This window comes from Mesorhizobium sp. WSM4840, from assembly GCF_055811755.1.
Genome location: NZ_JBVVQD010000004.1, coordinates 193,353 through 216,604 on the forward strand (window position 1 = coordinate 193,353; position 23,252 = coordinate 216,604).

The window sequence follows — 23,252 nt, forward strand, 5'->3', positions numbered from 1 at the left end:
TCTAAATTTATGGACTTAGCTTAAAGGAATTTCCTCCGCAGGAAGTCGGAATTTCACGGGACGGTACGTCCTAGGATTACACACGCCCGGTCGGCAAACCAGATTTGAAAGAAACCCGCTATCATGAGTCCCCAATTCCTCCGCATCGCGGTCGTGCTCGGCCTGTTGTCCGCCATCGGCCCGTTCGCCATCGACATGTATCTTCCGGCGCTGCCTTCGATCGGCGCGGATCTGCAGGCCAGCACCGCTGCCGTGCAGATGAGTTTGCTGATCTTCTTTCTGTCCATGGGTTTTGGCCAGATCGTCGTCGGACCGATCTCCGACATGGTCGGGCGCAAGCTGCCGCTCTATGGCGGCCTCGCACTGTTCATGGTCGGCGGCATCGGCTCGGCGCTAGCACCCTCGGTCGAATGGCTGATCGCCTTCCGTTTCCTGCAAGGGCTCGGCGCCAGCTCAGGCATGGCGGTGCCGCGCGCCATCGTGCGTGACCTGCACACCGGCACCGAGGCTGCCAAGCTGATGTCGCTCTTGATGCTGGTGTTTTCGGTGTCGCCGATCCTGGCGCCGCTGACCGGTAGCGTCATCATCGAGAATTTCGGCTGGCGTGCGGTGTTCTGGACGGTGACGGGTGGGGCGGTGCTCGCCACCATCCTGCTGGCGACCTCGCTCAAGGAGACGCGGCCGGTCGAGACGCGTGCAGGCAGTTCGTTCGGCACCGCGCTCTCGGCCTACCGCTTCCTGATGGGCGACCGCAACTTCCTTGGCCTGGCGGCCATCGGCGGCTTCGGGCTGGCGAGCTTCTTCGTCTACCTGTCGAGTTCCTCCTTCATCCTGATAGATCACTACGGGCTGTCGCCGTCGGTCTACAGCATGTTCTTCTCGATCAACGCGGTCGCCTTCATCGGCATGTCGCAACTGACGGGGATGCTGTCCGAACGGTTTGGGCTGAGGCCGGTGGTGCGGGTCGCGGTGGTCGGCTATGCGACGACGATGGTGGTGCTGTTCGCGGTGATGGCGTCCGGCGTCGACCGGCTCGATGTCATGGCGGCGCTGCTGTTCGTCGGCTACGGGTTCCTCGGCCTGGTGATCCCGACGACTTCGGTGCTGGCCATGGAGGCGCATGGCGCGATCGCCGGCACGGCCTCGGCGCTGATGGGCACGCTGCACTTCGCCATCGGCGCGGTCGCCATGGGCATCGCCGGGGTGTTCTTCGACGGCACGCCGCTGCCTATGGTGGCCGGCATCATGCTTTGCGCGGTGATCTCCTTCACGCTGGCCAAGGTGACGCTCGGCCGTCGGCGGGAGGTTGTCGAAGCGCCTGCAGAGTAGATGCTTTCCAGCGAGAGCATGAAAAGGCCGGGTCAGTCCCGGCCTTTTTAACGTCTGGGCTCAAGCCGCAAGCCTGCCTCGGTGAAGATAAATCGCAATCGCGCCTCGACCGGCGCCAAGGGTAACGGGACCAGTTCATAGCCCAATTCCGTGTAGATGCTGGTCAGCGCATGATAGGTGCGTTCGGCCTCGTCAAGGGTCTGCTTTCGTTCGCTGTCCTGCCGAAAAATCTCCGGCCAAGGCGGTGCGATGAAGACATGACTGGCGTAGCGGAAGCGTTCGGCGGCATTGCTGACGTGGTCGGGCACCGGCAGGCCAGTGAGGCGCAGATAACCAAGAGTGTCCGGCGCGCCGCGATCGAAGAAGACGGGGCCGTTCTGTTCGAGGGCGGCTCGATAGGAGCGCAACTCCCAGGACATCATCAGTTCGGCGAACTGCGCCGGATCGTGCCAGGGCAGGGCCGGTCCTCCTATCGCCAAACTGATCGCGGATGATGCCGCGTCCGGCTTCGGGCGAGGTGGCAAGGCCGGCCGACCGCAAGGCTTCGATCAATGTGGTCTTGCCGGAACCCGGACCGCCGGTCAGCACGAAAAATCGATCGGAATCGTTTTGCATTTTTCAGTCCTTTGGACGAATCCGGCCGCCCGCATCTGCCAGCAAGACGGCGTCGCGACAGAGCGCAGCCCAAGAAGCGCGACCAGCAAGCCTGCTGCCGTCACAATATCGAGGGGAGATGGGGATCGGAGGGGAAGTAGGAATCGAAGTGAAGAAGTGGAGGTTTCTGTTGCCAGGTACCTCCGAACCCCGCCTAGAAGTGCGAACCACTAGGGCTTGAATTGAAGCTATCGCACCGCTTACGCGGCGAGACGTGCTTCCGCATAGTTGTCGTTGGCAACTATAAGTTTAGCCCGATAACGGTGGTACAATGCCGGGCAAAAGTACGATCTTTACACCTTCGTCGATCCTATTTCGCCCCCAGCAAAAGCCGCTCTTCGATAAAGCGGTTTTTGGTGGAGGCGCCGGGTACCGCCCCCGGGTCCGAACGGCTTATTTCATCGCCTGTTTATCGCCATAGTCGGTCGAGCCGACGAAACAGATATAGGGACCGATCGTGGAAAATGAAAGGCCTCAATTGATGCCTTGTCGTTGTGTCAAACAGCCTCGGGAAGGCTTGACTTGTCAACGGTCTCAACCGAAGCTTGCGGCGGTGAGGAGTTACCGACTTAGCGTACATTTTGCGGCAGCGCGCCACGACCCTCATCGACCCGATCCCGTGGCGCCGACGAGGGGAATTTTGATGGCCGACTATCTCGCAGACGTGAAGAAATACGACGCCGCGGCGGATGCCGACGCGGTCGCCAAGATCGTGAAACATTTGGGCATTGCGCTCAGGAATCGAGATTCCTCGCTGGTGTCCTGCACGGACCCCAAGGAACTCGATCGCGTCAAAACCAACTGGGTTGCCAAAAAGCTCGGCATCGACGACGGCAGCAAGGCGGACGCGGCCATCGAAAAGACTTGTAAGGCGATGGAAGCCGACAACACCAAGAGCCGCGTGACGTTCTATTACCTGGTCGCCAAGGATCTGGGTAAGCTCGCCAGCCTCTGACAATCGTCCTGCATCAGGCATCCTGCATCAGCGGAACGCTGGCACGATTTCCGCGCCGGCCCACAATGTAGTCGCCTGTGGGAACATTCTGCACTTTGACATGTTCGGCCGGCAGCCAGTCGGTTATGATGGCCGGTAACCCGAATCGAGCCCCCGAATCGAGCAGAAGCCGATGCGCCAGTATCTCGACCTCTTAAAGCACGTGCTGGAAAACGGCGCCGATCGCGGCGACCGCACCGGCACCGGAACGCGCTCGGTGTTCGGCTACCAGATGCGCTTCGACCTGGCGCGCGGCTTTCCGGTCACCACCACCAAGAAGCTTCACCTGAAGTCGATCGTGCATGAACTTCTGTGGTTCCTGGCCGGCGACACTAATATCAAATATCTCAACGATCACGGCGTCTCGATCTGGGACGAATGGGCCGACGAGAATGGCGACCTCGGCCCGGTCTATGGCAAGCAATGGCGCTCCTGGCCGGACGGCCATGGCGGCGCCATCGACCAGATTGCCAATCTCTTGAAGGAGATACGCAAGAATCCTAATTCCCGACGGCTGATCGTTTCGGCGTGGAACCCGGCCGAAGTGGAAGCCATGGCGCTGCCACCCTGTCATTGCCTGTTCCAGTTCTATGTCTCGGAGGGCAGGCTTTCCTGCCAGCTTTACCAGCGTTCCGCCGATATCTTTCTCGGCGTGCCGTTCAACATCGCTTCCTATGCGCTGCTCACCTTGATGGTGGCGCAGGTGACGGGGTTGAAGCCCGGCGATTTCGTCCATACGCTGGGCGATGCGCATCTTTACGCGAACCATTTCGAGCAGGCGCGCGAACAGTTGCGGCGCACGCCCAAGGCGCTGCCGACGCTATGGATCAATCCGGAGGTGAAGGACCTCTTTGCCTTCCGGTTCGAAGATTTCCGGCTGGAAAACTACCTCGCCGATGCGACGATCAAGGCGCCCATCGCGGTGTGAGCCGCAAACATCGCGCTTCTACTTTACCCTTTCTCGAAATCGCTCGGTGGCGGTGCTGGGTCGTCCGCCGCGAGTACCGTATCCGATGCTTAGATCCATTTCGGCTTGCAACTTTGCGCTGTATGCACTGCTATTTATCGTGAGCGGTGGCGGCAACACGCATGCCATTAGCGGACCATTGGCTGGGCCATTGTTCGGGCTGAGTCTGGCAAAAAGCCTTCCTTTGTTATATTCAGGCGGATATATCGACTAGCAGGGTCGCGCCGATCGGATTTTCAAGCCCCTGGAGAGCGTCATGCTGGTGCGCAAGCGTTTCGGATTGAAAGCGGCCGCCATTGGCGGTCTCGCGACGATGTTGATCGCTGCTGTGCCGGCTGCCCACGCGGATGACAGGTTGATCGTCTTCGCCGCGGCAAGCATGAAGAACGCACTGGATGCCGTGAACACCGCCTGCGAGGCCGATGTCGGCGAGGCGGCGATCATTTCCTATGCGGCAAGCTCTGCATTGGCCAAGCAGCTCGAGGGCGGCGCGCCAGCCGATGTCTTCATCTCAGCCGACCTCGACTGGATGAAATATCTGTCCGACAAGAAGCTGACCAAGCCGGATACCGAAGCGAAGTTGCTCGGCAACCAGATCGTGCTGGTGGCGCCGAAGGATTCGTCGGTCGAAACCAGGATCGAAAAGGGTTTTGATCTTGCTGGGCTGATCGGCGATGGCAGGCTTGCCATGGGCGATTTCAAAGCGGTGCCGGCCGGCAAATATGGCAAGGCCGCACTTGAATCGCTCGGCGTGTGGTCCTCGATCGAAGGCAAGGTGGCACAGGCCGAGAACGTGCGCGCAGCGCTCAAGCTGGTTTCATCAGGCGAAGCAGCGCTCGGCATCGTCTACGCCACCGACGCGCACGCCGAGCCCGGCGTCAAAGTGATCGGCACCTTCCCGGAGGATTCGCACCCGTCGATCGTCTACCCGGTTGCCGAGATGGCGGATTCCAAGGACAAGGATGCGCCGGCATTCCTGGAATGCCTGCAATCCGCCAAGGCAGACGAGGTCTTCAAGGCGCAAGGTTTTACGGTCCTTACGCCGAGCAACTGAGGCACACCAAAAGATGAATTGGTTGCTGGACCTCACTCCCGACGAATGGAATGCGGTCCGGCTGTCCGTCAAGGTGGCGACCGTCGCGATGATCGCCAGCCTGCCGCCCGGCATATTGATCGCGCTTGTGCTGGCCCGTGGCCAATTCTGGGGCAAAACGCTGCTCAACGGGCTGGTGCATCTGCCGTTGATCCTGCCGCCGGTGGTTGTCGGCTATCTGCTGCTGCTCTCCTTCGGCAGGCGCGGCCCGGCCGGAGCCTTTCTGGCCGAGCATTTCGGCATTGTCTTCTCCTTTCGCTGGACGGGTGCCGCATTGGCCTGCGCTGTCATGGGCTTTCCCTTGATGGTGCGGGCGATCCGGCTGTCGATCGAGGCGGTCGATCGCAGATTCGAGGCGGCGGCCGGGACGCTTGGCGCCAATCCGCTGTGGGTGTTCGGGACAATCACGCTGCCGCTGATCCTGCCCGGCCTGATTACCGGCGCGATCTTGTCTTTCGCCAAGGCGATGGGCGAATTCGGCGCAACGATCACCTTCGTTTCCAACATCCCAAACGAGACGCAGACGCTGCCGTCGGCGGTCTACACGTTCACGCAGGTGCCGGGCGGCGATGCCGAAGCGCTCAGGCTGACGCTGATCTCGATCGTCATCTCGATGGCAGCACTTGTCGCGTCGGAGGTGCTGGCGCGGCGCGTCGGCAAGCGGATGGACATCGAATGACGGTCGTAATCGATATCAGCCATCGGCTTGGAGATTTGGGGCTCGACGTCCGCTTCGGGAGCGCTGGGCGGCTGACCGCGCTGTTCGGGCCCTCGGGCTCCGGCAAGACGACGCTGATCAACATGATTGCCGGATTGATCCGGCCCGAGAAGGGGCGGATCGAGGCCGACGGCCGCGTGCTGGTCGATACAGATGCGGGCCTGTTCGTGCCGAAGCACAAGCGCCGCATCGGCATGGTATTTCAGGACGCGCGGCTGTTTCCGCATATGAGCGTGGCCAGCAATCTGCGCTACGGCCGCTGGTTCACGCCGACGGCGGAACGCTACGCCGACATCAATGCCGTGGTCGACCTGCTCGGCATCGGTCCTTTGCTCGACCGGCGGCCGGCAAAGCTTTCCGGCGGCGAGAAACAGCGCGTGGCGATCGGCCGGGCGCTGCTCGCCAGTCCAAGATTGTTGCTGATGGACGAGCCGCTGGCTTCGCTCGACGACGCCCGCAAGGCAGAAATCCTGCCTTACATCGAGCGGCTGCGCGACGAGACGAAAATCCCGATCGTCTATGTCAGTCATTCGATCTCGGAAGTGGCGCGGCTGGCAAGCGACGTCGTTGTGCTGGCGCAAGGCAAAGTCGCCGCTTGCGGCCCGACCGGGGCGATCATGCAGCGGCTCGACCTGTTGCCGGCGGAAGAGCGCGGGGAGGGTGGCGCGGTGCTGGACACCGCGGTGCTGCGCCACGACGAAGTCTTTGGCATGACCGTGCTTGGCTCGGCGGCGGGCGAGATCCGCGTGCCGCTTCTGGCAATGCCGGTCGGTGCGCCGGTGCGCATCCGCATCCGTGCCCGCGATGTGATGATCGCCACCGACAAGCCGACGGGTCTCAGCGCGCTCAACATCCTGCCGGGCACGATCGTGGCGATAGAGCCGGGTGAAGGGCCTACGGTCGAGATCGGCATAGACTGCAATGGCGCAACCGTGCTTGCCCGGGTCACCAAGCAATCGCGACAGACGCTGAAACTCCGGCCCGGCCGAAACGTCTACGCGGTGGTCAAGACGGTAAGCTTCGACCGGGCGAACACGAGCGCCGGCCTGCCTGTCGAGGCGGATGGATGACCGGCGGATGATTGTCGCTATATTATTTTAGAATAGCGGTATCGCCGGAGAGCTTCTAGGATGGATGTGGCGTGACTGCGGAGGAGCAAATGCCGTCGCTGAGCTTGCGGATAAACCTCGATCCAGAAGGGCGCATCGGGCCGGGCAAGATCGAGCTTCTGGAGCAGATCGCCGCCTTCGGTTCGATCTCGGCTGCGGCGCGCGGCATGGAAATGTCCTACAAACACGCCTGGGATCTCGTCGAGGACATGAACCGGGTGTTCGGCAAGCCGCTGGTCGCGGCGCAGACCGGAGGGAAAAAGGGCGGCGGCGCCCAGTTGACTCCGGTGGGGCTTGCAGTGGTCAGCCGCTTTCGCGCCATCGAACGGGCCGCGGCTTCCGCGGCTGCGACGCACATGGAAGCATTGCAGGCGGAGATCGATGCTGGGTGAGGTCGGTGGAATCTGTACCGGCCGAGCCTAAAGCGCGTCGCATTTGAACGGATTCATGCGACGCGCTTTAGGTTCTTTTTTATGCATGTCGTTATCGCAAAACCGCTGCGCACTTTAGCGCGACATGCATTACTCCTCTGGCTCGCCGGGCTTGCGCAGCAGATAAGTGTCCATGATCCAGCCCTTTTTCCGCCGGGCTTCGTCGCGGGTCTTTACGATCTCGTCGCCGACATCGCCGAGGCGACCGGAAATGAGAATCTCGTCGGGCGTGCCGAGATAGGCGCCCCAGTGGATGACGAGGTCCTTGTCGTCCAGCCTGTTGAATGCGCATTTACCGTCCAGCATGACGACGGTGCTGCCGGCATTGTCGGGCAAACCTTCCTCGGTAAGCCGGCGGCCGGTGGTGATCTGAATTGCGTCGCCGATGCGGTTCAGCGCCATCTTATGGCCGGCGGCGAGCGCCTGGACGGCAGTGATGCCGGGGATCACCTCGAGCTCGAACTCGACATTGCCTCTCATGCGCACAAGCTCCAGGATGCGCAGCGCGCTGTCGTAGAGCGAGGGATCGCCCCAGATCAGGAAGGCGCCGCAGCCATCTTGCGAAAGCTCGTCGCGGATCAGGCTTTCATAGATCGCGGCGATCGCCTCGTGCCAGTCATCGACGGTCGAGCGGTAGGAGGGCGCCGGCTCGGCCCGCACCGGCACGTCGAATTCGACAAGGCGCGAGCCTGGATTGGTGACGAAGCGGTCGCAGATCTGGCGGCGCAGTTCTGCAAGATCGTTCTTTTTCGCGCCCTTGTCGGGAATGAACAGCACGTCGGCGCGGTTCAAGCCGCCGATGGCCTGCACGGTCATGTGGTCGGGATTGCCGGCGCCGATGCCGATGACGAGAAGCTTGCGCATGGGCGAACTCCTGCCCGATCGGAACGTCGCTGTCCAGACAAGCCTGGCACGGTGATGGCACGGTGGTCATGGCTTGTGCGCAAGCGCCGACGAGTGCACGGAAGGGCTTTGAAATGCCACGTTGAAACGGCTAGAGCGACGTGCGGCCAATCGGGCGCACAAAGTACGCTCTAACACCTTTAATCCCAGCATCGTGCTTTTCGAAAATCGATTCCGATTGTCGGGCTGGTGCGATAGAGTCATACCGGCATCTCGCCAAAGGAGCTTCCATGTTCCGTTATGTTTTGACCGCCGCGCTGGCGCTCTCGGCCACGCCCGTATTCGCCAATGATTCGATCGCCGAATTGGGAACGGGCGGTCTGATCCTGTCGCGCAGCGACGCGGTCGCCATGGAGAGTGAGGACCTCTACATCTCGCCGGAAAAGGTGATGGTCGACTACGTTTTCCGAAACAACACCGACAAGGATGTCGACGCGATCGTCGCCTTTCCGATGCCCGACATCGAAGGCGATCCGAACGAGATGCCGGCGATCCCCGACGGCCAGAGCGACAATTTCCTCGGCTTCGAGGTGACGATCGACGGCGTGGCGGCAAAACCGCAGCTCGAGCAGAAGGCGTTTGCGCTCGGCATCGACATCAGCGCCGATTTGAAGGCGCAAAACGTGCCGTTCTACCCGTTCGGCGACGCGGCCAGGGCGGCATTGGCAAAGCTGCCGCAAGCGGTTGCCGACGACTGGATCGATCGCGGCCTCATCATCGAGGACACCGCCGACGACGGTTCAGGCATGAAGACCGTCTATGTGCCGTTTTGGCAATTGCGCTCGACCTACTGGTGGCGCGCGACGTTTCCAGCCAACAGCGCAGTCCACGTCGCCCACAGCTACAAGCCGAGCGTCGGCGGCACGTCCTCGGTCAGCTTCTTCTATGACGGCCAGTTCCAGGGCCAATACGCCGCCTACAAGACCCGTTACTGCATGGACGGCACGTTCGAGAATGCGATCCGCAAGGCGGCGAAGGGCAATCCCGACGGCACCCCGAGATACTTCGAAAACCGCATCGCCTATATCCTGACCACTGGCGGCAACTGGGCGACGGGCTCCATCGGCAAGTTCAAGCTGACCGTCGACAAGGGCCATCCGAAAAACCTGGTCTCGTTCTGTGGCGAAAACGTCAGGAAAGTCGGGCCGACGCGTTTCGAGATGACGGCAGAAAATTTCTACCCTGAGCACGACATCGACATATTGCTGCTGGCGCCTTCGGGCGATGGCGGGAGCGGCGGCTGATGGACGTCGCGATCTATGTCGCCATCGCCGAAAACGGCGTGATCGGGCGCGATGGCGGCTTGCCGTGGCGGCTTTCCAGCGATCTCAAGCGGTTCAAGGCCGACACGATGGGCAAACCTATCATCATGGGTCGCAAGACCTATGAAGGCATCGGCCGGCCGCTGCCGGGCAGGCTCAACATCGTGGTGACCCGCAACAAGGCCTGGCGCGCCGAGGGCGTCGAAATCGTGCATTCGCTCGACGAGGCGATCAGTCTGGCGAAGGTGCGCGGGCGCTGCATGGCCGGCGCCGACGAAATCTGCATCATCGGCGGCGGTGAGATCTATGCCCAGGCGCTGCCGCTGGCCGACCGCTTGCATGTCACCCATATCCTTGCCGCGGTCGACGGCGACGCGCATTTCCCGCCGATCGACCCGGATTTGTGGCACATTGTCCGCACGCAGGACGTTCCGGCCGGTGAAAAGGATAGTCATGCGACACGCTATTCAGTTTACGAGCGACGCCGCGACGTGCATTGAGAGGCGATAAAGGATCGCGGCGGTCCAAAACGGGCGGTGACGACGACCGATTACGTTGAAAGCGTGCCCTCGCATCCCTATAGAAGACACATTGGATTTTGCGCTGTTGAAACGGCGCTTGAGGGAATTCCAAGCGAAAGGACATTCATGCCCTGGAATGACAAAAGCGGCGGTGGCGGTCCATGGGGCGGCGGCAACAATCCAGGACCCTGGGGGCAGGGACCGAAGGGGCCTGGCGGTCCGCAGGGCTCGCCTCCCGATCTCGAAGATATCATCCGGCGCGGCCAGGACAGGTTGCGGCGCGCGTTGCCAGGTGGCGGTGGCGCCAGCCCAGCCGTGTTCGGGCTGATCGCGGCGGCGCTTGTCGTGCTGTGGGCGTTCAAGGCGGTCTATACCGTGCAGCCCGACGAGGTTGCGGTCGAACTCAGGTTCGGCGTGCCAAAGGCGGAGTTCTCGCAGCCAGGCCTGCATTTCCATTGGTGGCCCATCGAGACGGTCGAGACGGCCAACATTGCCGAACAACTCGTCAACATCGGCGGCGGCACGGCCTCCGGCAACGGTTCAGGGCTGATGCTTTCGGGCGACCAGAACATCGTCAACGTCCAGTTCTCCGTGGCCTATCAGGTCTCCGATCCAAGGGCCTATCTGTTCGACGTGTCCGATCCCGACGGCATGCTGCGGCAGGTCGCCGAAAGCGCCATGCGCGAAGCGGTCGGTCGGCGGCCGGCGCAGGACATCTTCCGCGATGATCGCGAGGGCATTGCGGCGTCCGTGCGCGAAATCATCCAGACGACGCTGGACGGCTATCAGGCCGGCCTGAACGTCAACGCGATTTCGATCGAGGATGCCGCACCGCCGCGCGAAGTGGCCGACGCGTTCGACGAGGTGCAGCGCGCCGAACAGGACGAGGACAAGTTCGTCGAGCAGGCCAACCAGTACTCCAACCAGAAGCTCGGCCAGGCGCGCGGCGAGGCCGCACAGATCCGCGAGGAGGCGGCCGGCTACAAGAACCGGGTCGTGCAGGAGGCCGAAGGCGAGGCGCAGCGCTTCATCTCGGTCTATGACGAATACGCCAAGGCGCCGGATGTGACGCGCCAGCGGCTTTATCTGGAAACGATGGAGAGGGTTCTGAAGGATTCCAGCAAGGTCATTATCGAGCAAGGCAGCGGACCAGGGGTCGTTCCCTATCTGCCGCTGCCTGCACTGCAGCAGAAGGCGCCGGCGCCGGTCCTCGGAGGAACCCAGTGATGGCCAACCGTCTTCCCATCATCGCCGTCATCGCTGCGGTTATCCTGTTCCTGCTCTATTCATCGGTCTTCGTTGTCAATGCGCGCCAGCAGGCGCTGGTGCTCAGGTTCGGCGAAATCGTAGACGTCAAGAGCCAGCCGGGCATCTATTTCAAGGCGCCGTTCGCCTTCTTCGACGCCGACAGCGTGCAGTTGATCGAAAACAGGGTGCTGCGCTTCGACCTCGACAACATCCGCGTCCAGGTTTCAGGCGGCAAGTTCTATGAGGTCGACGCCTTCATCGCTTATCGGATCTCCGATCCGCGCGTGTTCCGCTCCGCGGTATCCGGCCAGATCGAACTGGCCGAGGCACGGTTGAGGACGCGTCTCGACGCCGCCTTGCGTCGGGTTTACGGTTTGCGCGACTTCGAGGCGGCGCTCTCGGAAGAGCGAGCCGTGATGATGCGTGAAGTGCGCGACCAGCTAAGGCCCGACGCCACGTCGCTCGGCCTGCAGATCGAGGATGTCCGCATTCGCCGAACCGATTTGACGGCGGAAGTCTCGCAACAGACATATGATCGCATGAAGGCTGAGCGTCTGGCCGAAGCCGAGCGGCTGAGGGCGCGCGGCAACGAGGCGGCGCAACGCATCAGGGCGCGCGCCGACCGCGAAGTGGTGGAGATCGTCGCCGAGGCACGGAGAGAGTCTGAAATCCTGCGCGGTGAAGGCGAAGCTCAACGCAGCGCCACCTTCGCGAATGCCTACCAGCGCGATCCAGCCTTCTTCGACTTTTACCGGTCAATGAATGCCTACGGCACGGCGCTGGACAATACCGGGACGACGATGGTGCTGTCGCCGAATTCGGAATTCTTCCGTTTCTTCCGCAATCCCGCCGGCGCGGCTGCGCCGGCAGCGCCGCCCGCAGCACCTGCTGCACCGGCAGCGCAGCCAGGCACCGGCCAGTAACGGCCGGTGCAGGATTTTCTGGCGGCAATAGGCTTGGTTCTCGTGGTAGAGGGCTTGGTCTATGGCGGCTTTCCCGGCCTCGCAAAGAAACTTGCCGGCGAAGTTCTGTCGATGCCGGAGAATGCGCTGCGGGTCGCCGGGCTGATTGCCATCGCCGTTGGCGTCGGCCTCGTCTGGCTGGTGCGTGGATGACGGTTTATGATTTCGGGATAACGGAGGTTTTATCCTCCGCCGATAGCCATAGCCGCAAACGTGCCGTATTTCTTGCCAACATGGTTCGACGCAGCGTTTTCGGCGAGCGCTTTTCTTCTCAGAGACACCGGGAGACTTCTCGATGACATCCAACAGGTTTTTGCGCGCGGCGAGGCGGACGTTCACCGCGGGTGCTGCAGCACTTCTTATCGGCGCCGCTACCGTCCCGTCGCTGGTGACGCCTGCGGCCGCCGCAGACGGCCCGGCTTCGGTCGCTGATCTCGCGCAGGGCCTGCTCGGCGCCGTGGTCAACATATCGACCTCGCAGAGGGTGAAGGGCACGGAAGGCCCGGGCGCGGTACCGATGCCGCAGCTTCCGGAGGGCTCGCCCTTCCAGGATTTCTTCGACGATTTCTTCAAGAACCGTCCCGGCGAACAGGGCAACCCCTCGCAAAAGGTGCAGTCGCTGGGCTCCGGCTTCGTGGTCGACGCCGAGCAGGGCATCGTGGTGACGAATAATCACGTGATCGCCGATGCCGACGACATCGAGGTGAATTTCTCTGACGGCGTGACGCTGAAGGCGACGCTGGTCGGCACCGACACCAAGACCGACGTGGCGGTGCTCAAGGTTGATCCAAAAGGGCACAAACTGACGGCGGTGAAATTCGGCGATTCCAGCAAGATGCGCGTCGGTGACTGGGTGATGGCGATCGGCAATCCGTTCGGCCTCGGCGGCACCGTGACGGTCGGCATCGTCTCGGCCCGCAACCGCGACATCAATTCCGGTCCCTATGACGACTTCATCCAGACCGATGCCGCGATCAACCGCGGCAATTCCGGCGGGCCGCTGTTCAACAGCGACGGCGAGGTGATCGGCATCAACACGGCGATCATCTCGCCGTCCGGCGGCTCGATCGGCATCGGCTTTTCCATTCCCTCGCAGCTTGCGTTGGGCGTCGTCGACCAACTCCGCCAGTTCGGCGAGACGCGGCGCGGCTGGCTCGGCGTGCGCATCCAGCCGGTGACGGACGACATTGCCGAAAGCCTCGGCATGGCGACTGCCAAAGGCGCGCTGGTTGCCGGCGTCATCAAGGGCGGGCCTGTCGACAACGGCACCATCCTGGCGGGCGACGTCATCATCAAATTCGACGGCAGGGACGTCAATGAAATGCGCGACCTGCCGCGCGTTGTTGCAGAGAGCACGGTCGGCAAGGCTGTCGACGTGGTCATCGTGCGCAAGGGCGTTGAGCAAACCGTGAAGGTGACGCTCGGCCGGCTCGAAGATGGCGAAAAGCTTGCCAGCGGCGAGAACGGCACCGCCGAAAAGGACAATGGCGACGAGGCGCCTGCCGTTTCGACGGTTTCCGTGCTCGGCATGACCGTTGGTGAGCTCAACGACGAGACGCGGACGAAATTCGGCATTGCCGCCGAAGTCTCCGGCGTTGTCATCACTGACGTCGCTAAGGATTCGGCCGCTGCCGAACGCGGCATCCAGGCCGGCGAGGTGATCACCGAGATCGCGCAGGAATCGGTCGCCACGCCCAAGGATGTCATGGACCGGATTGCTGCGTTGAAGGAGCAGGGACGCAAGAACGCGCTGCTGATGCTGGCGTCGAAGACCGGCGAATTGCGGTTTGTGACGATCCGGATGGACTGAGTCCGGTAAAGGCGCAACACTTTGATTTTGAGGGAAAAGGGCGGCTAGCGAGCCGCCTTTTTTCTTGCTTGCCAATCCTTGCCTGTCAGCCTGTAGAACACATGCCGCTTGAGCATGGCGTGGCTGTCCGGAATGCCGGGGTGGTCGAAATCGCTGGCCGGGTCGGCGGTCATGCCCAGGCGTTCCATGACGGCGGTAGACCGGCTGTTATCCCTAACGGCGAAGGAAACCATTTCCTTGAGGCCAAGCGTTTCGAAACCATAGGCGAGCCAGGCTTCGGCTGCCTCGGTGACATAGCCATGGCCCCAGAATTCGGGCGCCAGGCGCCAGCCTATCTCGACGGTGCCAGCCGGCAAGAAGGGCAAATGATCGGTTCGGGTTATGCCGACGAAGCCGATGCAATGGCCGGTGACTGCGATCTCGGCGGCTGTGAAGCCGAAACCGTCGCGGTCGATGACGGCGCGCAATTCATCCATCTTGGCGTCGGCCTGCGCGCGGTCGCGGCGAAACGGAAAGAATTCCATGACGCGCTCGTCGGAGTTGATGCGGTAGAAGAGCTCACGGTCGCGATCCTCCCAGTTGCGCAGGATCAGGCGCTCGGTGCGGATCGGCGTCACTCTACAAATTCCTCCCGCCGGTAGCCCTGCAGATAGAGAAGCGCGGTCAGGTCGCCATGGTCGATGCGGAATTTTGCCTCCGCCGCCACGACCTGCTTGGCATGAAGTGCCACACCGGCGCCGGCAAGGCGGATCATGTCGAGGTCGTTTGCGCCGTCGCCGACAGCAAGGGCCTCGGCGGTCGTCAGCCCGAGACGCGCCGAAATCTCGAGCAGCGCGTCGGCCTTGGCGGCACGCCCCAGGATCGGCTCGGCCACCAGCCCGGTGAAGCGACCGTCCTGCTCGATCAGGCGGTTGGCGCGGTTCTCCTGAAAGCCGAGCATGGCGGCGATGCGTGAGGTGAAGACGTCGAAGCCACCCGACACGAGTGCGGTCCATGCGCCGTCGGCCCGCATGGTCTGGACAAGCGCGCGGCCACCGGAAGCCAGCGTCAGGCGGTTGGTGATGACGCGGTCGACCACGGCAGTGTCGAGGCCTTTCAGCAGCGCCACCCGTTCGCGCAAGGCCGGTTCGAAAGCGATCTCGCCATTCATCGATCGCGCCGTGATGGCGGCGACGTAGTCCTTGACGCCGATCTCGTCGGCAAGCTCGTCGATGCACTCCTGGTCGATAACAGTCGAATCCATATCGGCGATGAGGATTTTCTTCCGCCTTCCCTCGGCCTGCTGGACAATCACGTCGACCGGTTCGGGTGCAAGCACGGCGCGCAGGCTGGCGGTCGTTTCAGCCGCTTCGGCCGCCTCGGGCAAAGCGAACTCGCAGGCGATGCCGTCGGCCAGCCAGCGAACGGTGCTTGCGCCGACCGACAGTGACACCATATTCGCAAGCGCCGGCGACAATGCGCGGCTGGCGGGATGGGACACAAGCGTGGCGATCAGCGGCATCGAAAATTCCGGCGGGCAGGCGGGCGAGGGCCGCGTTAAGAACGCGATCCTGATAGCCGGGCCGACCGCCAGCGGCAAGTCCGCCCTTGCGGTCGACCTCGCCGGACACAACGGCTGTGTCATCGTCAACGCCGATTCCATGCAAGGCTATTCGGTGCTCGACGTGCTGACGGCGCGGCCGACTGTTGCCGAACTCGCCCGCGTCCCGCATTTTCTCTACGGTCATGTCCATCCCTCCACCGCCTATTCCACCGGCGCCTGGCTGCGCGATGTGATGAAGCTCATCGACGAGGGCACGTTCTTCGAAAGGCCGGTGATTTTCGTCGGTGGTACCGGACTTTATTTCCGGGCGCTTGCGGAAGGCATTTCGGAAATGCCCGACATTCCGCAGTCGATCCGTGATCGCTGGCGCTACGAACTCCAGGAGCAGGGCGCGGCCAAGCTGCACCGCATCCTGCTGCGCGAGGATTCGGCAGCCGGTATGATGCTGAAGCCGACCGACGGCCAGCGCATCGTGCGAGCGCTGGAGGTGCTCGACGCGTCGGGCCGTTCTATCCTGGAATGGCAGGCGGCGCGCGGCCGCCCACTGATCGACAGGGCGAGCACGCGCTTCTTTGTGATCGAATCGGACCGAGCGGCACTGGTGGAGCGGATCGAGGCGCGGTTCGACCGCATGCTGGAGAAGGGTGCTCTCGACGAGGTCAGGCGGCTGACCGATCTTGGCCTCGATCCCGACTTGCCGGCGATGAAAGCGATCGGCGTTCGCGAACTGCAGGCCGCAATGGCCGGCGAGTTGAGTTTTCCCGAAGCGATCGAACGCGCGAAGATCGCGACGCGACAATACGCCAAGCGCCAGGCGACCTGGTTCAGGCATCAGTTGGGTCCGGAATGGCTGCGATTGCGCCCCGATGATCGTGCGGGATCCACGATCTCGGATATCCTTTCCAGTGCAACCTGAAAAGTTGACTTTGAGGGGAGGCTTCCCGTTGAAGTTGTCCTAATTAACCCTCCGTAAGCCCGTCCATGCCATAACGTCTTTGGAAATTTTCCAACGGGGAGCAGATGCGTTTTCACAAGGCGGAATCAGCCTTTTTCGTCTTCATCTTCGTGATCCTGGCCGCCGGCCTGGTGACGCTTCACGCCTATGGGCTTCTGCAAGCCTTCGCCGAAGAGGTTCATACACCCGCCAGGGTCGACGAGATCATTTATCTCAACAAGCTGTTGTTTGGGACCGGCGTCCTTTTGGCGACTGCCTTGTTCTTCGGGATTTTCTTCATCTACCCGCTGATCCGCAAGCAGGCGACAGAAGAAGGCAAGCTGCGCGCCATGACGGTTTCGCTCAGCGCCCGTTCGGAAACGCTGGAGCACGCGGCGCTGACCGACGGCCTGACCGGCATGCAGAACCGGCGCTATTTCGACGATGCACTGAAGGAATATCTCGAGGAATTCCGCCGCATCGAGAAGCCGGTCGGGCTGATGATCCTTGATCTCGACCATTTCAAGCAGGTCAACGACACCCACGGACATGATGTCGGCGACCAGGTGTTACGCGCGGTCGCCAGCTGTCTCAAGGACATGACACGCTATCACGACGTGGTGGCGCGCCTGGGTGGCGAGGAGTTCGCAGTGGTCACGCCCAACATGGACGCCGAACTTCTGTCCAAATTCGCCGAGCGCATCCGCAAGGCGATCGCCAACATGTCGATACTGTCAGGCAATGTCCGGCTGAAGATCACCACGAGCGTCGGCCTTGCCGTCTGGGACCGTAAGGAAACCGCCGAAGAGTTTTATCGCCGCGCCGACCGCCAGCTCTATGAAGCCAAGAGGCAAGGCCGAAACCGCGTCTGCGCCTGAAATCCCGGGGAAGAATTCATGAGGCCGGCCGACTGCCGCAGCTTTCTCGACTTCCGGTGCTCATGGACTCAAATGTCCACTCCGCTCCGGGTTCTCGAAAGCCACGTCATTCGATCCGGCCTGATGAATTCCCTTCCGGGATTTGCCCCGGTTTCCTAGGTGACAAGGTTTAAACCTTGGAAGCGCTTTGGCCTCACAGGCTAAAAGCCGCCGGGCTCAATCGTTCTGCGGGCGCAGGCCGAAGGTCGCCGGCTTCAGGCCATAGCGCATGTCGAAATCGTCATCCGGCTGGATGCGCGGTACGGCCGGCTTGCGATAGTCGGGATCGCCGGCCTGACGCGCGGAATCCACGACTTCGGCGAAGGCCATCGCCTGCTGCGGTTTCGGCACGTTGCGCAGCCTTTCGACGATCGCCACCAGGTCGACATCATTGCCGATTTCGGACGGCAACGCTTCCTCGCGCTTGGCCGTGCCGGGAATCAGCTCATCGGACATTTTTTCGAACTTCAGCCGCATGGTCGTCGCCACGCCCTCACCGAAGGCGATGGCTTCGCGCTGCCCCATCGAAGACAGGAACGCCAGCGTCGAGGCCGAGGAATCGGCGATCGCCGAGCGGATGATCGCCTGGTCCTGCTCATTGGCAAGCCGCATGGCGAAAAAGGTCGAGCACTGCGACAGGATGGTGGGATCGAGCTCGCCCGGGCGCTGCGTGACGATACCGAGATAACAGCCATATTTGCGGCCTTCCTTGGCGATGCGCGACAGGGCGTGTCGGGTCGGCGCAAAACCAAGGCGCGGATCGGCCGGCATGTAGCGGTGTGCCTCCTCGCACAGCAAAAGCAGCCGCAGCCGGCCTTCGCTCCACAGTGCAAGGTCGAAGGCCAGGCGCGCCAGCACCGAACAGACGGAATTGACCACTTCCGACGGCATGCCGGCCATCTCGAAGCAGGTCACCGGGCGCCCGTGGTGCGGCACGCGGAAAATATTGCCGATCGTCTCGTGGATCGTATCTTCGATCAGCCGCGAATTGAACATGAAGCGGTAGCGCGGATCCGAGGCTGCCGATTCGATGCGCGTCTTCAGCGACTTGAGGGTGGGGCGGTCGTTCTTGCTTTCCAGCAGTCCCATGCGCTCGTCGATCTGCTTGATAAGATCGACAACGCGATAAGGCACCGGGGTGTCCGCGGTCAGTGCATCAGTGCCGCGCTTTAGATACGTGCCCGAATTCGGGTTGCGATACAGGTTCTTGGCCGCGGGAATGAGATCGCGCAAGGCATCGACCTCTTCCGGCACGGTCTCGCGCCCGCGAAACAGCACTTCGGCAAATTCCTCGAGTTTGAACATCCAGAAGGGCAGGTCCAGCGTCGTCGAATCGACCCTGACGCAGTGCTCGGGCAGGGACGCGGCGAACTCGTTGTGCGGATCGAGGATGAGGACGCGCAGGTCGGGTCGAGCGGCGATCGATTTGCGCAAAAGCAGCGAGACAGCAGTGGATTTGCCGACGCCTGTGGTGCCGACAATGGCGAAATGGCGCGCCAGCGTGTCGTCGATGGCGATGTTGGCGTCGATCGCCTCATCCTGTGACAGCGTGCCGATGGTGATCGAATGACGCCCGGCGAGGTCATAGACCGCCTGCAAGTCGCGGCTGCGGATGCGGTGGGCGATGGCGCCGATATGCGGATAGGTGGTGATACCGCGGTCGAAAATCGGTTTGGCGCCGGGCTCGGCGCCGTCGCGCACCTCGCCGATGAGCTCGATACTGACCTCGATCGGGTTCTGGCCCGCATTGTGCCAGGCGCGATCCGATTTGCCGACCTCGTAGACCAGCCCGACGGTTCGCGTGGCGCCAAGGTTGATGGAGATCATCTTGCCGACGCTCCAATGGCCGGTGACCGTGCCTTCGACATCGGCGGCATGGGCGCTGATGGTGGCGCGCGCGCCGTCGCACTGGACGACATTGCCCAGAACGCGCTTGTCGTTCTGCTCCGCCTTGCGGCGCTCCTGCAAAGTCGGCTCTCCGACGGAGGCTTCGCGGTCGACGAACATGGACAGGCTGTTTCCCATTTCCCCAGGCAATCGACCTTACACCGACGGGGTTAAGGGGGGATGAGGTCGGATGGTGTAGGGGACATTAAACCATTCGCAAAAATTGGACCGATCGGCCCCTTGCTCGACTCCAAAATTTCGATATACCGGATGAATGGCTGATATAGCGAACGATATCTCCTCGACCATCGGCAAGAGAATACGCTCCGAAAGAGCCTTGAGGGACTGGTCGCTGGCGGAGCTCGCGGACCGGTCCGACGTTTCGAAAGCCATGCTCAGCACGATAGAGCGCGGCAAGACGAGCCCGACCGCGGCACTTCTCGTGCGCATCGCCGCGGCCTTCGGCATGACGCTTTCCACCCTCATCGCGCGGGCCGAGCTGCAAGGCGGCGGGCTGCTTCGCGAAAACGATCAGCCGCTTTGGCGCGATCCCGCAACCGGCTATGTCCGGCGGCATCTTTCGCCGGTTTCGGACATGCCGCTCGAACTGATCCGGGTCCAATTGCCGGCGGGGGCCAAGGTGAGCTTTCCGGCAGCGTCGTATGCCTTCATCAGGCAGCAGATATGGCTGATTTCCGGACGGCTGGAATTCACCGAGGGCGACATCGTCCACGGCCTCGAACCGGGTGACTGCCTGGCCCTTGGCGCGCCATCGGATTGCACCTTCCATGCTCCGGGACCGGCCGCCGCCGACTATCTGGTCGCGCTGGCCAGAGGCTGAGGCAATGACGCGTCGCCCGAAACGCACCGACAATGGCGGGCCGCCTCTTGACGACTATGAGGGGCCGCCATGGGGCAAGGGCGACGCCTGCATCTTTCTTGCCTGGCAGGCAGCCCACGCCAAAGCCTGGAAAGCGCCAGGCCGTGACGTCATGTTGATGCGGCTGGACAAGGCCGAGCGGCTGGGCCTGACCTATGAGGAATACACGCTCGAACTGCTGGAGCGCGGGCGGCATCTGCAGGAAGAAGATGCGGAGCGCATCGCAGAAATTCGTCGGGCCAGGAGGCGAAGGCGTGTCAACCTTTCCGACTGACGGCAGCGACGATCGCGACTTCACAGACGTTTCATCTTGTTCAAGGATCAGCGCACGCATGAGTTCCATCGAAATCAAGGCTCTGACACAAACTGCGGAAACGCACGCAATGCTGGTCGATATGCTGATCGAGACGGTTGCGGCCGGTGGATCGGTCAGTTTCATGCATCCGCTGGCGCCGGGCGCGGCAGGTGCCTTCTGGAGGAAGTCGCTTATTGCGGCTGCAAGGGGCGAAAGAGCTGTGCTCGGCGCCTGGGACGGCGAGGCTCTGGTCGGCACCGTTACCTTGCTGCTCGACTGTCCCCCCAACCAGCCGCACCGGGCCGAGATCGCCAAGCTGATGACCCGCGTCGACCATCGCGGCAAAGGCGTGGCCACCCGCCTGATGCGGGCGGCCGAAAGCCTCGCCGTCGAGAAGGGCCGCACACTGCTGGTCCTGGATACAGCGACAGAGGAGGGCGCTTCCGGTCTCTATGACAGGTTGGGCTTCACGCTTGCCGGTGAGATACCGGACTATGCATTGAAGCCGCATGGTGGACTTACCGGTACCCTTATCTACTGGAAGCGCATCGGCCAGTGCCGGTGACAGCCCGAATTTCTATCCCGTGTGGTGGACCTCCTGCAGCCCGTAGACCGGCGTCGCGATGCCCTCGTGCCGTGCTTTCAACTGCAGCGACAGGAACTGCGAATAGTGGCGTGACTGGTGCAGATTGCCGCCATGGAACCAGAGTGCTTCCTGTTGCGTCGGCTTCCACATGTTGCGCTGTTCGCCCTCCCAAGGACCGGGATCCTTGGTGGTGTTCGAGCCGAGACCCCAGCACTTCCCGACCTTGTCGGCGACCTCTTTCGAGATCAGCTCCGCCGCCCAGCCGTTCATCGAACCGTAGCCGGTGGCATAGACGACGACATCGGCCGGCAGTTCGGTGCCGTCGCTGAGCAGGACCGAATGTTCCCTGATCTCGGTCACGCCGACGCCGCTCTTCAGCTTGATGGCGCCGTCGATGATGAGCTGTGAGGCGCCGATATCGATATAGTAGCCGGAACCACGCCTGAGATATTTCATGAACAGGCCGGAGCCGTCTTCGCCCCAGTCGAGCATGAAGCCAGCCCTTTCCAGGCCCTCGTAGAAGGCAGCATCGCGCTCCTTCATCTTTTCGTAGAGCGGAATCTGGAATTCGTGCAGGATCTTGTAGGGCAGGGAGGCGAAGATGAGATCGGCCTTGGCCGTGGTCATGCCGTTTTGCACGGCCTGCTCCGAATAGAGCGCGCCGAGCCCGATATCCATCAGCGTGTCGGATTTGACGATATGCGTGGTCGAGCGCTGCACCATGGTGACCTCGATGCCGGCTTCCCAGAGTGCGGCGCAGATATCGTGCGCGGAATTGTTCGAACCGACGACGACGACCTTCTTGCCAACGTAGCCGTCCGGACCGGGATGTTTGGCAGAATGGTGCTGATCACCTTTGAAATTCTCCATGCCCTTGAACCTCGGGATGTTGGGCCGGCCAGACATGCCGGTGGCCAGCACCAGCTGCTTCGGCTTCAGCGTTATGTCCTTGCCATCGCGATGGACGACGACCGTCCATTCCTTTTTCTCGTCGTCATAGGCGGCGCTCTTGGCCTCGGTGGAGGACCAGTAGTTCAGCTCCATGACCTTGGTGTACATTTCCAGCCAGTCGCCGATCTTGTCCTTGGGCGAGAAGACCGGCCAGTTCCTCGGGAAGTCGATATAGGGCAGATGATCGTACCAGACCGGGTCGTGCAGGCAGAGCGACTTGTAGCGCCTGCGCCATGAATCGCCGGCACGCTCGTTCTTCTCGACGATGATGGTCGGCACGCCGAGTTGCCTCAGCCGGGCACCGAGTGCGATGCCGCCCTGGCCGCCGCCGATGACAAGCGTGTAGGGCTGACTGACAAAGCCAAGTTCGGCGGCTTCTTTCTCACGCTCCTCTTTCCAGGTCGGCCGGTTTTTTCCGTGACCATGCTTGGCGCCCAACGGCCGGGCGAAGCCGGCGGGTTCCTCATGACCCTTCAGCTCGACCATGGTGGTGAGCAGTGTCCATATCTTGCCGTTCTTCAGCCTGATATGGCCGAAGCCGCGCGCAACTTCCGTTTCGAAACTGATCCAACCTTCGAGCAGCCCGTCGCTCTCGGTGGCGTCTTCGCCCTTGGCGATCGCCCAGTTCGAAGGTCTTGTCTTCGCCAGCTGGCTCGTCAGCATGTCGTGCACCTGGTCGCGACCTTCCATGGTCTTGATGTTCCAGGTGAAGGTCACCAGGTCGCGCCAATAGCAGTCTTCCTGAAAGCACCCGACCGCCTTGTCGACGTCGCCGGCGGCAAGCGCTGCGCCGAATTGGTCGAGCAGGTCGGACAGTTTCTCGGCTGGGGCCTTGTCGAGCATCAAATTTCCTCCCGTGAAGTCCTGGTCGTTATCGCGGCTTGCCGGACCCTCCCAGCCCGGTTGACCGGAGTATCGCGGCAAACTGTGCGCCGCGTCACGTCGTCAAATAGTTTGGCGTGGTTTCAATGGCTTATCGGGCCGATCGCGGAGCTTTGTACTGCCGGCGATCGTACCGGAGCGGTGTCTTGTGGCAAAAATAGCTGGCTCGATGCGATGATGGACAACCGGCGCGTCTGATACGGCCGGGTTCAAAGCCTTTTGGCGTCGTGCACATTCGCCGTTGACAGCGGCGCAAAACCAATTCTATTGTCCGCCACCATGAAAACGGCACTCATTCTCGTAGTAGGAAAGCGCGTGGGCAAGGCGGTGTAACCGCCGGGCGAAAACCTCCCATGCGCAGACACAGGCTCCCTCG

The 23,252-nt window shown here is 62.1% G+C and carries 23 protein-coding genes, 1 other RNA gene and 1 pseudogene; 18 read left to right on the forward strand and 7 right to left on the reverse strand.

All coding sequences use genetic code 11. The features are described from left to right. Window positions 1–123 precede the first annotated feature (123 nt). Window positions 124–1,329, forward strand: a complete 1,206-nt coding sequence (locus tag AC0L3I_RS08465; protein ID WP_473526605.1) for a multidrug effflux MFS transporter — start codon at window positions 124–126, stop codon at window positions 1,327–1,329. 47 nt (window positions 1,330–1,376) lie between these two features. Here AC0L3I_RS08465 and AC0L3I_RS08470 read toward each other — a convergent pair. Together AC0L3I_RS08470 and ssrA are read right to left on the reverse strand one after the other, a co-directional pair. After that, window positions 1,377–1,944 (reverse strand): annotated as a pseudogene (locus AC0L3I_RS08470) (AAA family ATPase). Window positions 1,945–2,099: 155 nt separating this feature from the next. Continuing rightward, window positions 2,100–2,457, reverse strand: a transfer-messenger RNA (tmRNA) gene (gene ssrA, locus AC0L3I_RS08475). A gap of 169 nt (window positions 2,458–2,626) precedes the next feature. Between ssrA and AC0L3I_RS08480 the strand changes: the two genes are divergently transcribed. The 6 genes from AC0L3I_RS08480 (at window position 2,627) to AC0L3I_RS08505 (ending at window position 7,256) form a co-directional block, all read left to right on the forward strand. Then, on the forward strand, window positions 2,627–2,938 hold the full coding sequence (locus tag AC0L3I_RS08480) for a DUF2853 family protein (protein WP_473485288.1): 312 nt from the start codon (window positions 2,627–2,629) through the stop codon (window positions 2,936–2,938). A gap of 172 nt (window positions 2,939–3,110) precedes the next feature. Beyond that, window positions 3,111–3,905: a thymidylate synthase gene (locus AC0L3I_RS08485; protein ID WP_128246442.1), complete on the forward strand. Its 795-nt coding sequence runs from the start codon at window positions 3,111–3,113 to the stop codon at window positions 3,903–3,905. Between the two features lie 295 nt (window positions 3,906–4,200). Further along, window positions 4,201–4,998, forward strand: coding sequence for a molybdate ABC transporter substrate-binding protein (modA, locus tag AC0L3I_RS08490; RefSeq protein ID WP_473485289.1), 798 nt, complete (start codon window positions 4,201–4,203; stop codon window positions 4,996–4,998). A gap of 13 nt (window positions 4,999–5,011) precedes the next feature. Further along, window positions 5,012–5,716 (forward strand): molybdate ABC transporter permease subunit, encoded by a 705-nt coding sequence (gene modB, locus AC0L3I_RS08495; protein ID WP_123151922.1) that lies wholly within the window; start codon window positions 5,012–5,014, stop codon window positions 5,714–5,716. Further along, entirely contained in the window at window positions 5,713–6,825 is a 1,113-nt protein-coding gene (modC, locus tag AC0L3I_RS08500; RefSeq protein ID WP_473526606.1) for a molybdenum ABC transporter ATP-binding protein, read from the forward strand. Before modB ends, modC begins: the two co-directional genes overlap by 4 nt. Window positions 6,826–6,914: 89 nt before the next feature. Further along, on the forward strand, window positions 6,915–7,256 hold the full coding sequence (locus tag AC0L3I_RS08505; protein WP_095494709.1) for a winged helix-turn-helix domain-containing protein: 342 nt from the start codon (window positions 6,915–6,917) through the stop codon (window positions 7,254–7,256). A gap of 129 nt (window positions 7,257–7,385) precedes the next feature. Here AC0L3I_RS08505 and cobF read toward each other — a convergent pair whose 3' ends face one another. Further along, entirely contained in the window at window positions 7,386–8,159 is a 774-nt protein-coding gene (cobF, locus tag AC0L3I_RS08510; protein ID WP_473485291.1) for a precorrin-6A synthase (deacetylating), read from the reverse strand. A gap of 269 nt (window positions 8,160–8,428) precedes the next feature. Here cobF and AC0L3I_RS08515 point away from each other — a divergent pair, with 269 nt between their 5' ends. From AC0L3I_RS08515 to AC0L3I_RS08540, 6 genes are all read left to right on the forward strand, one after another. Next, window positions 8,429–9,442 carry a DUF4424 domain-containing protein gene (locus AC0L3I_RS08515; RefSeq protein ID WP_473526607.1) on the forward strand — a complete coding sequence of 338 codons (1,014 nt, stop codon included), beginning with the start codon at window positions 8,429–8,431 and terminating at the stop codon, window positions 9,440–9,442. Further along, window positions 9,442–9,960 carry a dihydrofolate reductase gene (locus AC0L3I_RS08520; protein ID WP_473526608.1) on the forward strand — a complete coding sequence of 173 codons (519 nt, stop codon included), beginning with the start codon at window positions 9,442–9,444 and terminating at the stop codon, window positions 9,958–9,960. The genes AC0L3I_RS08515 and AC0L3I_RS08520 overlap by 1 nt, the downstream gene beginning before the upstream one ends. A 147-nt stretch (window positions 9,961–10,107) precedes the next feature. Further along, window positions 10,108–11,208, forward strand: a complete 1,101-nt coding sequence (hflK, locus tag AC0L3I_RS08525; protein WP_123151917.1) for an FtsH protease activity modulator HflK — start codon at window positions 10,108–10,110, stop codon at window positions 11,206–11,208. Continuing rightward, window positions 11,208–12,152, forward strand: a complete 945-nt coding sequence (hflC, locus tag AC0L3I_RS08530; RefSeq protein ID WP_473485295.1) for a protease modulator HflC — start codon at window positions 11,208–11,210, stop codon at window positions 12,150–12,152. Before hflK ends, hflC begins: the two co-directional genes overlap by 1 nt. Before the next feature lie 6 nt (window positions 12,153–12,158). Then, window positions 12,159–12,344: a DUF2065 domain-containing protein gene (locus AC0L3I_RS08535; RefSeq protein ID WP_473485296.1), complete on the forward strand. Its 186-nt coding sequence runs from the start codon at window positions 12,159–12,161 to the stop codon at window positions 12,342–12,344. 142 nt (window positions 12,345–12,486) lie between these two features. Next, entirely contained in the window at window positions 12,487–14,001 is a 1,515-nt protein-coding gene (locus tag AC0L3I_RS08540; protein WP_473526609.1) for a DegQ family serine endoprotease, read from the forward strand. Between the two features lie 44 nt (window positions 14,002–14,045). Here AC0L3I_RS08540 and AC0L3I_RS08545 read toward each other — a convergent pair whose 3' ends face one another. Next, window positions 14,046–14,618, reverse strand: coding sequence for a GNAT family N-acetyltransferase (locus AC0L3I_RS08545; protein WP_473526610.1), 573 nt, complete (start codon window positions 14,616–14,618; stop codon window positions 14,046–14,048). Beyond that, window positions 14,615–15,502 (reverse strand): phosphoserine phosphatase SerB, encoded by an 888-nt coding sequence (gene serB / locus AC0L3I_RS08550; protein ID WP_473526611.1) that lies wholly within the window; start codon window positions 15,500–15,502, stop codon window positions 14,615–14,617. Before serB ends, AC0L3I_RS08545 begins: the two co-directional genes overlap by 4 nt. Between serB and miaA the strand changes: the two genes are divergently transcribed. Further along, a complete protein-coding gene (gene miaA, locus AC0L3I_RS08555) occupies window positions 15,492–16,460 on the forward strand; it encodes a tRNA (adenosine(37)-N6)-dimethylallyltransferase MiaA (protein WP_473526676.1) in 969 nt (322 codons plus the stop codon). The two genes, serB and miaA, sit on opposite strands and share 11 nt — an antisense overlap. A 104-nt stretch (window positions 16,461–16,564) precedes the next feature. Next, the gene (locus AC0L3I_RS08560) at window positions 16,565–17,356 is read left to right on the forward strand and encodes a GGDEF domain-containing protein (protein ID WP_095494699.1); all 792 of its coding nucleotides are present in this window, start codon (window positions 16,565–16,567) and stop codon (window positions 17,354–17,356) included. A 216-nt stretch (window positions 17,357–17,572) separates the two neighbouring features. Here the strand turns inward: AC0L3I_RS08560 and AC0L3I_RS08565 are convergent, their stop codons facing one another. After that, complete coding sequence (locus AC0L3I_RS08565) at window positions 17,573–19,402, reverse strand: ATP-binding protein (RefSeq protein ID WP_473526612.1); 1,830 nt, start codon at window positions 19,400–19,402, stop codon at window positions 17,573–17,575. A 154-nt stretch (window positions 19,403–19,556) separates the two neighbouring features. On the opposite strand from AC0L3I_RS08565, the gene AC0L3I_RS08570 reads away from it, so the two are divergent. From AC0L3I_RS08570 to AC0L3I_RS08580, 3 genes are read left to right on the forward strand one after another with little or no spacing between them, the layout of a single operon-like run. Continuing rightward, on the forward strand, window positions 19,557–20,123 hold the full coding sequence (locus tag AC0L3I_RS08570; protein WP_123151913.1) for a helix-turn-helix domain-containing protein: 567 nt from the start codon (window positions 19,557–19,559) through the stop codon (window positions 20,121–20,123). A 4-nt stretch (window positions 20,124–20,127) separates the two neighbouring features. Next, complete coding sequence (locus tag AC0L3I_RS08575; RefSeq protein ID WP_473526613.1) at window positions 20,128–20,436, forward strand: hypothetical protein; 309 nt, start codon at window positions 20,128–20,130, stop codon at window positions 20,434–20,436. A 58-nt stretch (window positions 20,437–20,494) separates the two neighbouring features. Then, a complete protein-coding gene (locus AC0L3I_RS08580) occupies window positions 20,495–21,022 on the forward strand; it encodes a GNAT family N-acetyltransferase (RefSeq protein WP_123151911.1) in 528 nt (175 codons plus the stop codon). 12 nt (window positions 21,023–21,034) lie between these two features. On the opposite strand, the gene AC0L3I_RS08585 is transcribed toward AC0L3I_RS08580, so the two are convergent. Then, entirely contained in the window at window positions 21,035–22,837 is a 1,803-nt protein-coding gene (locus AC0L3I_RS08585; RefSeq protein WP_473526614.1) for an NAD(P)-binding domain-containing protein, read from the reverse strand. Window positions 22,838–23,252: the final 415 nt, after the last annotated feature.

Excerpts from the sequence above, each read along its gene's own strand:
- AC0L3I_RS08465 (WP_473526605.1), top strand. The coding sequence starts at position 124 with ATGAGTCCCCAATTCCTCCGCATCGCGGTCGTGCTCGGCCTGTTGTCC.
- AC0L3I_RS08480 (WP_473485288.1), top strand. The coding sequence starts at position 2,627 with ATGGCCGACTATCTCGCAGACGTGAAGAAATACGACGCCGCGGCGGAT.
- AC0L3I_RS08485 (WP_128246442.1), top strand. The coding sequence starts at position 3,111 with ATGCGCCAGTATCTCGACCTCTTAAAGCACGTGCTGGAAAACGGCGCC.
- modA (WP_473485289.1), top strand. The coding sequence starts at position 4,201 with ATGCTGGTGCGCAAGCGTTTCGGATTGAAAGCGGCCGCCATTGGCGGT.
- modB (WP_123151922.1), top strand. The coding sequence starts at position 5,012 with ATGAATTGGTTGCTGGACCTCACTCCCGACGAATGGAATGCGGTCCGG.
- modC (WP_473526606.1), top strand. The coding sequence starts at position 5,713 with ATGACGGTCGTAATCGATATCAGCCATCGGCTTGGAGATTTGGGGCTC.
- AC0L3I_RS08505 (WP_095494709.1), top strand. The coding sequence starts at position 6,915 with ATGCCGTCGCTGAGCTTGCGGATAAACCTCGATCCAGAAGGGCGCATC.
- cobF (WP_473485291.1), bottom strand. The coding sequence starts at position 8,159 with ATGCGCAAGCTTCTCGTCATCGGCATCGGCGCCGGCAATCCCGACCAC.
- AC0L3I_RS08515 (WP_473526607.1), top strand. The coding sequence starts at position 8,429 with ATGTTCCGTTATGTTTTGACCGCCGCGCTGGCGCTCTCGGCCACGCCC.
- AC0L3I_RS08520 (WP_473526608.1), top strand. The coding sequence starts at position 9,442 with ATGGACGTCGCGATCTATGTCGCCATCGCCGAAAACGGCGTGATCGGG.
- hflK (WP_123151917.1), top strand. The coding sequence starts at position 10,108 with ATGCCCTGGAATGACAAAAGCGGCGGTGGCGGTCCATGGGGCGGCGGC.
- hflC (WP_473485295.1), top strand. The coding sequence starts at position 11,208 with ATGGCCAACCGTCTTCCCATCATCGCCGTCATCGCTGCGGTTATCCTG.
- AC0L3I_RS08540 (WP_473526609.1), top strand. The coding sequence starts at position 12,487 with ATGACATCCAACAGGTTTTTGCGCGCGGCGAGGCGGACGTTCACCGCG.
- serB (WP_473526611.1), bottom strand. The coding sequence starts at position 15,502 with ATGCCGCTGATCGCCACGCTTGTGTCCCATCCCGCCAGCCGCGCATTG.
- AC0L3I_RS08560 (WP_095494699.1), top strand. The coding sequence starts at position 16,565 with ATGCGTTTTCACAAGGCGGAATCAGCCTTTTTCGTCTTCATCTTCGTG.
- AC0L3I_RS08565 (WP_473526612.1), bottom strand. The coding sequence starts at position 19,402 with ATGTTCGTCGACCGCGAAGCCTCCGTCGGAGAGCCGACTTTGCAGGAG.
- AC0L3I_RS08570 (WP_123151913.1), top strand. The coding sequence starts at position 19,557 with ATGGCTGATATAGCGAACGATATCTCCTCGACCATCGGCAAGAGAATA.
- AC0L3I_RS08575 (WP_473526613.1), top strand. The coding sequence starts at position 20,128 with ATGACGCGTCGCCCGAAACGCACCGACAATGGCGGGCCGCCTCTTGAC.
- AC0L3I_RS08580 (WP_123151911.1), top strand. The coding sequence starts at position 20,495 with ATGAGTTCCATCGAAATCAAGGCTCTGACACAAACTGCGGAAACGCAC.
- AC0L3I_RS08585 (WP_473526614.1), bottom strand. The coding sequence starts at position 22,837 with ATGCTCGACAAGGCCCCAGCCGAGAAACTGTCCGACCTGCTCGACCAA.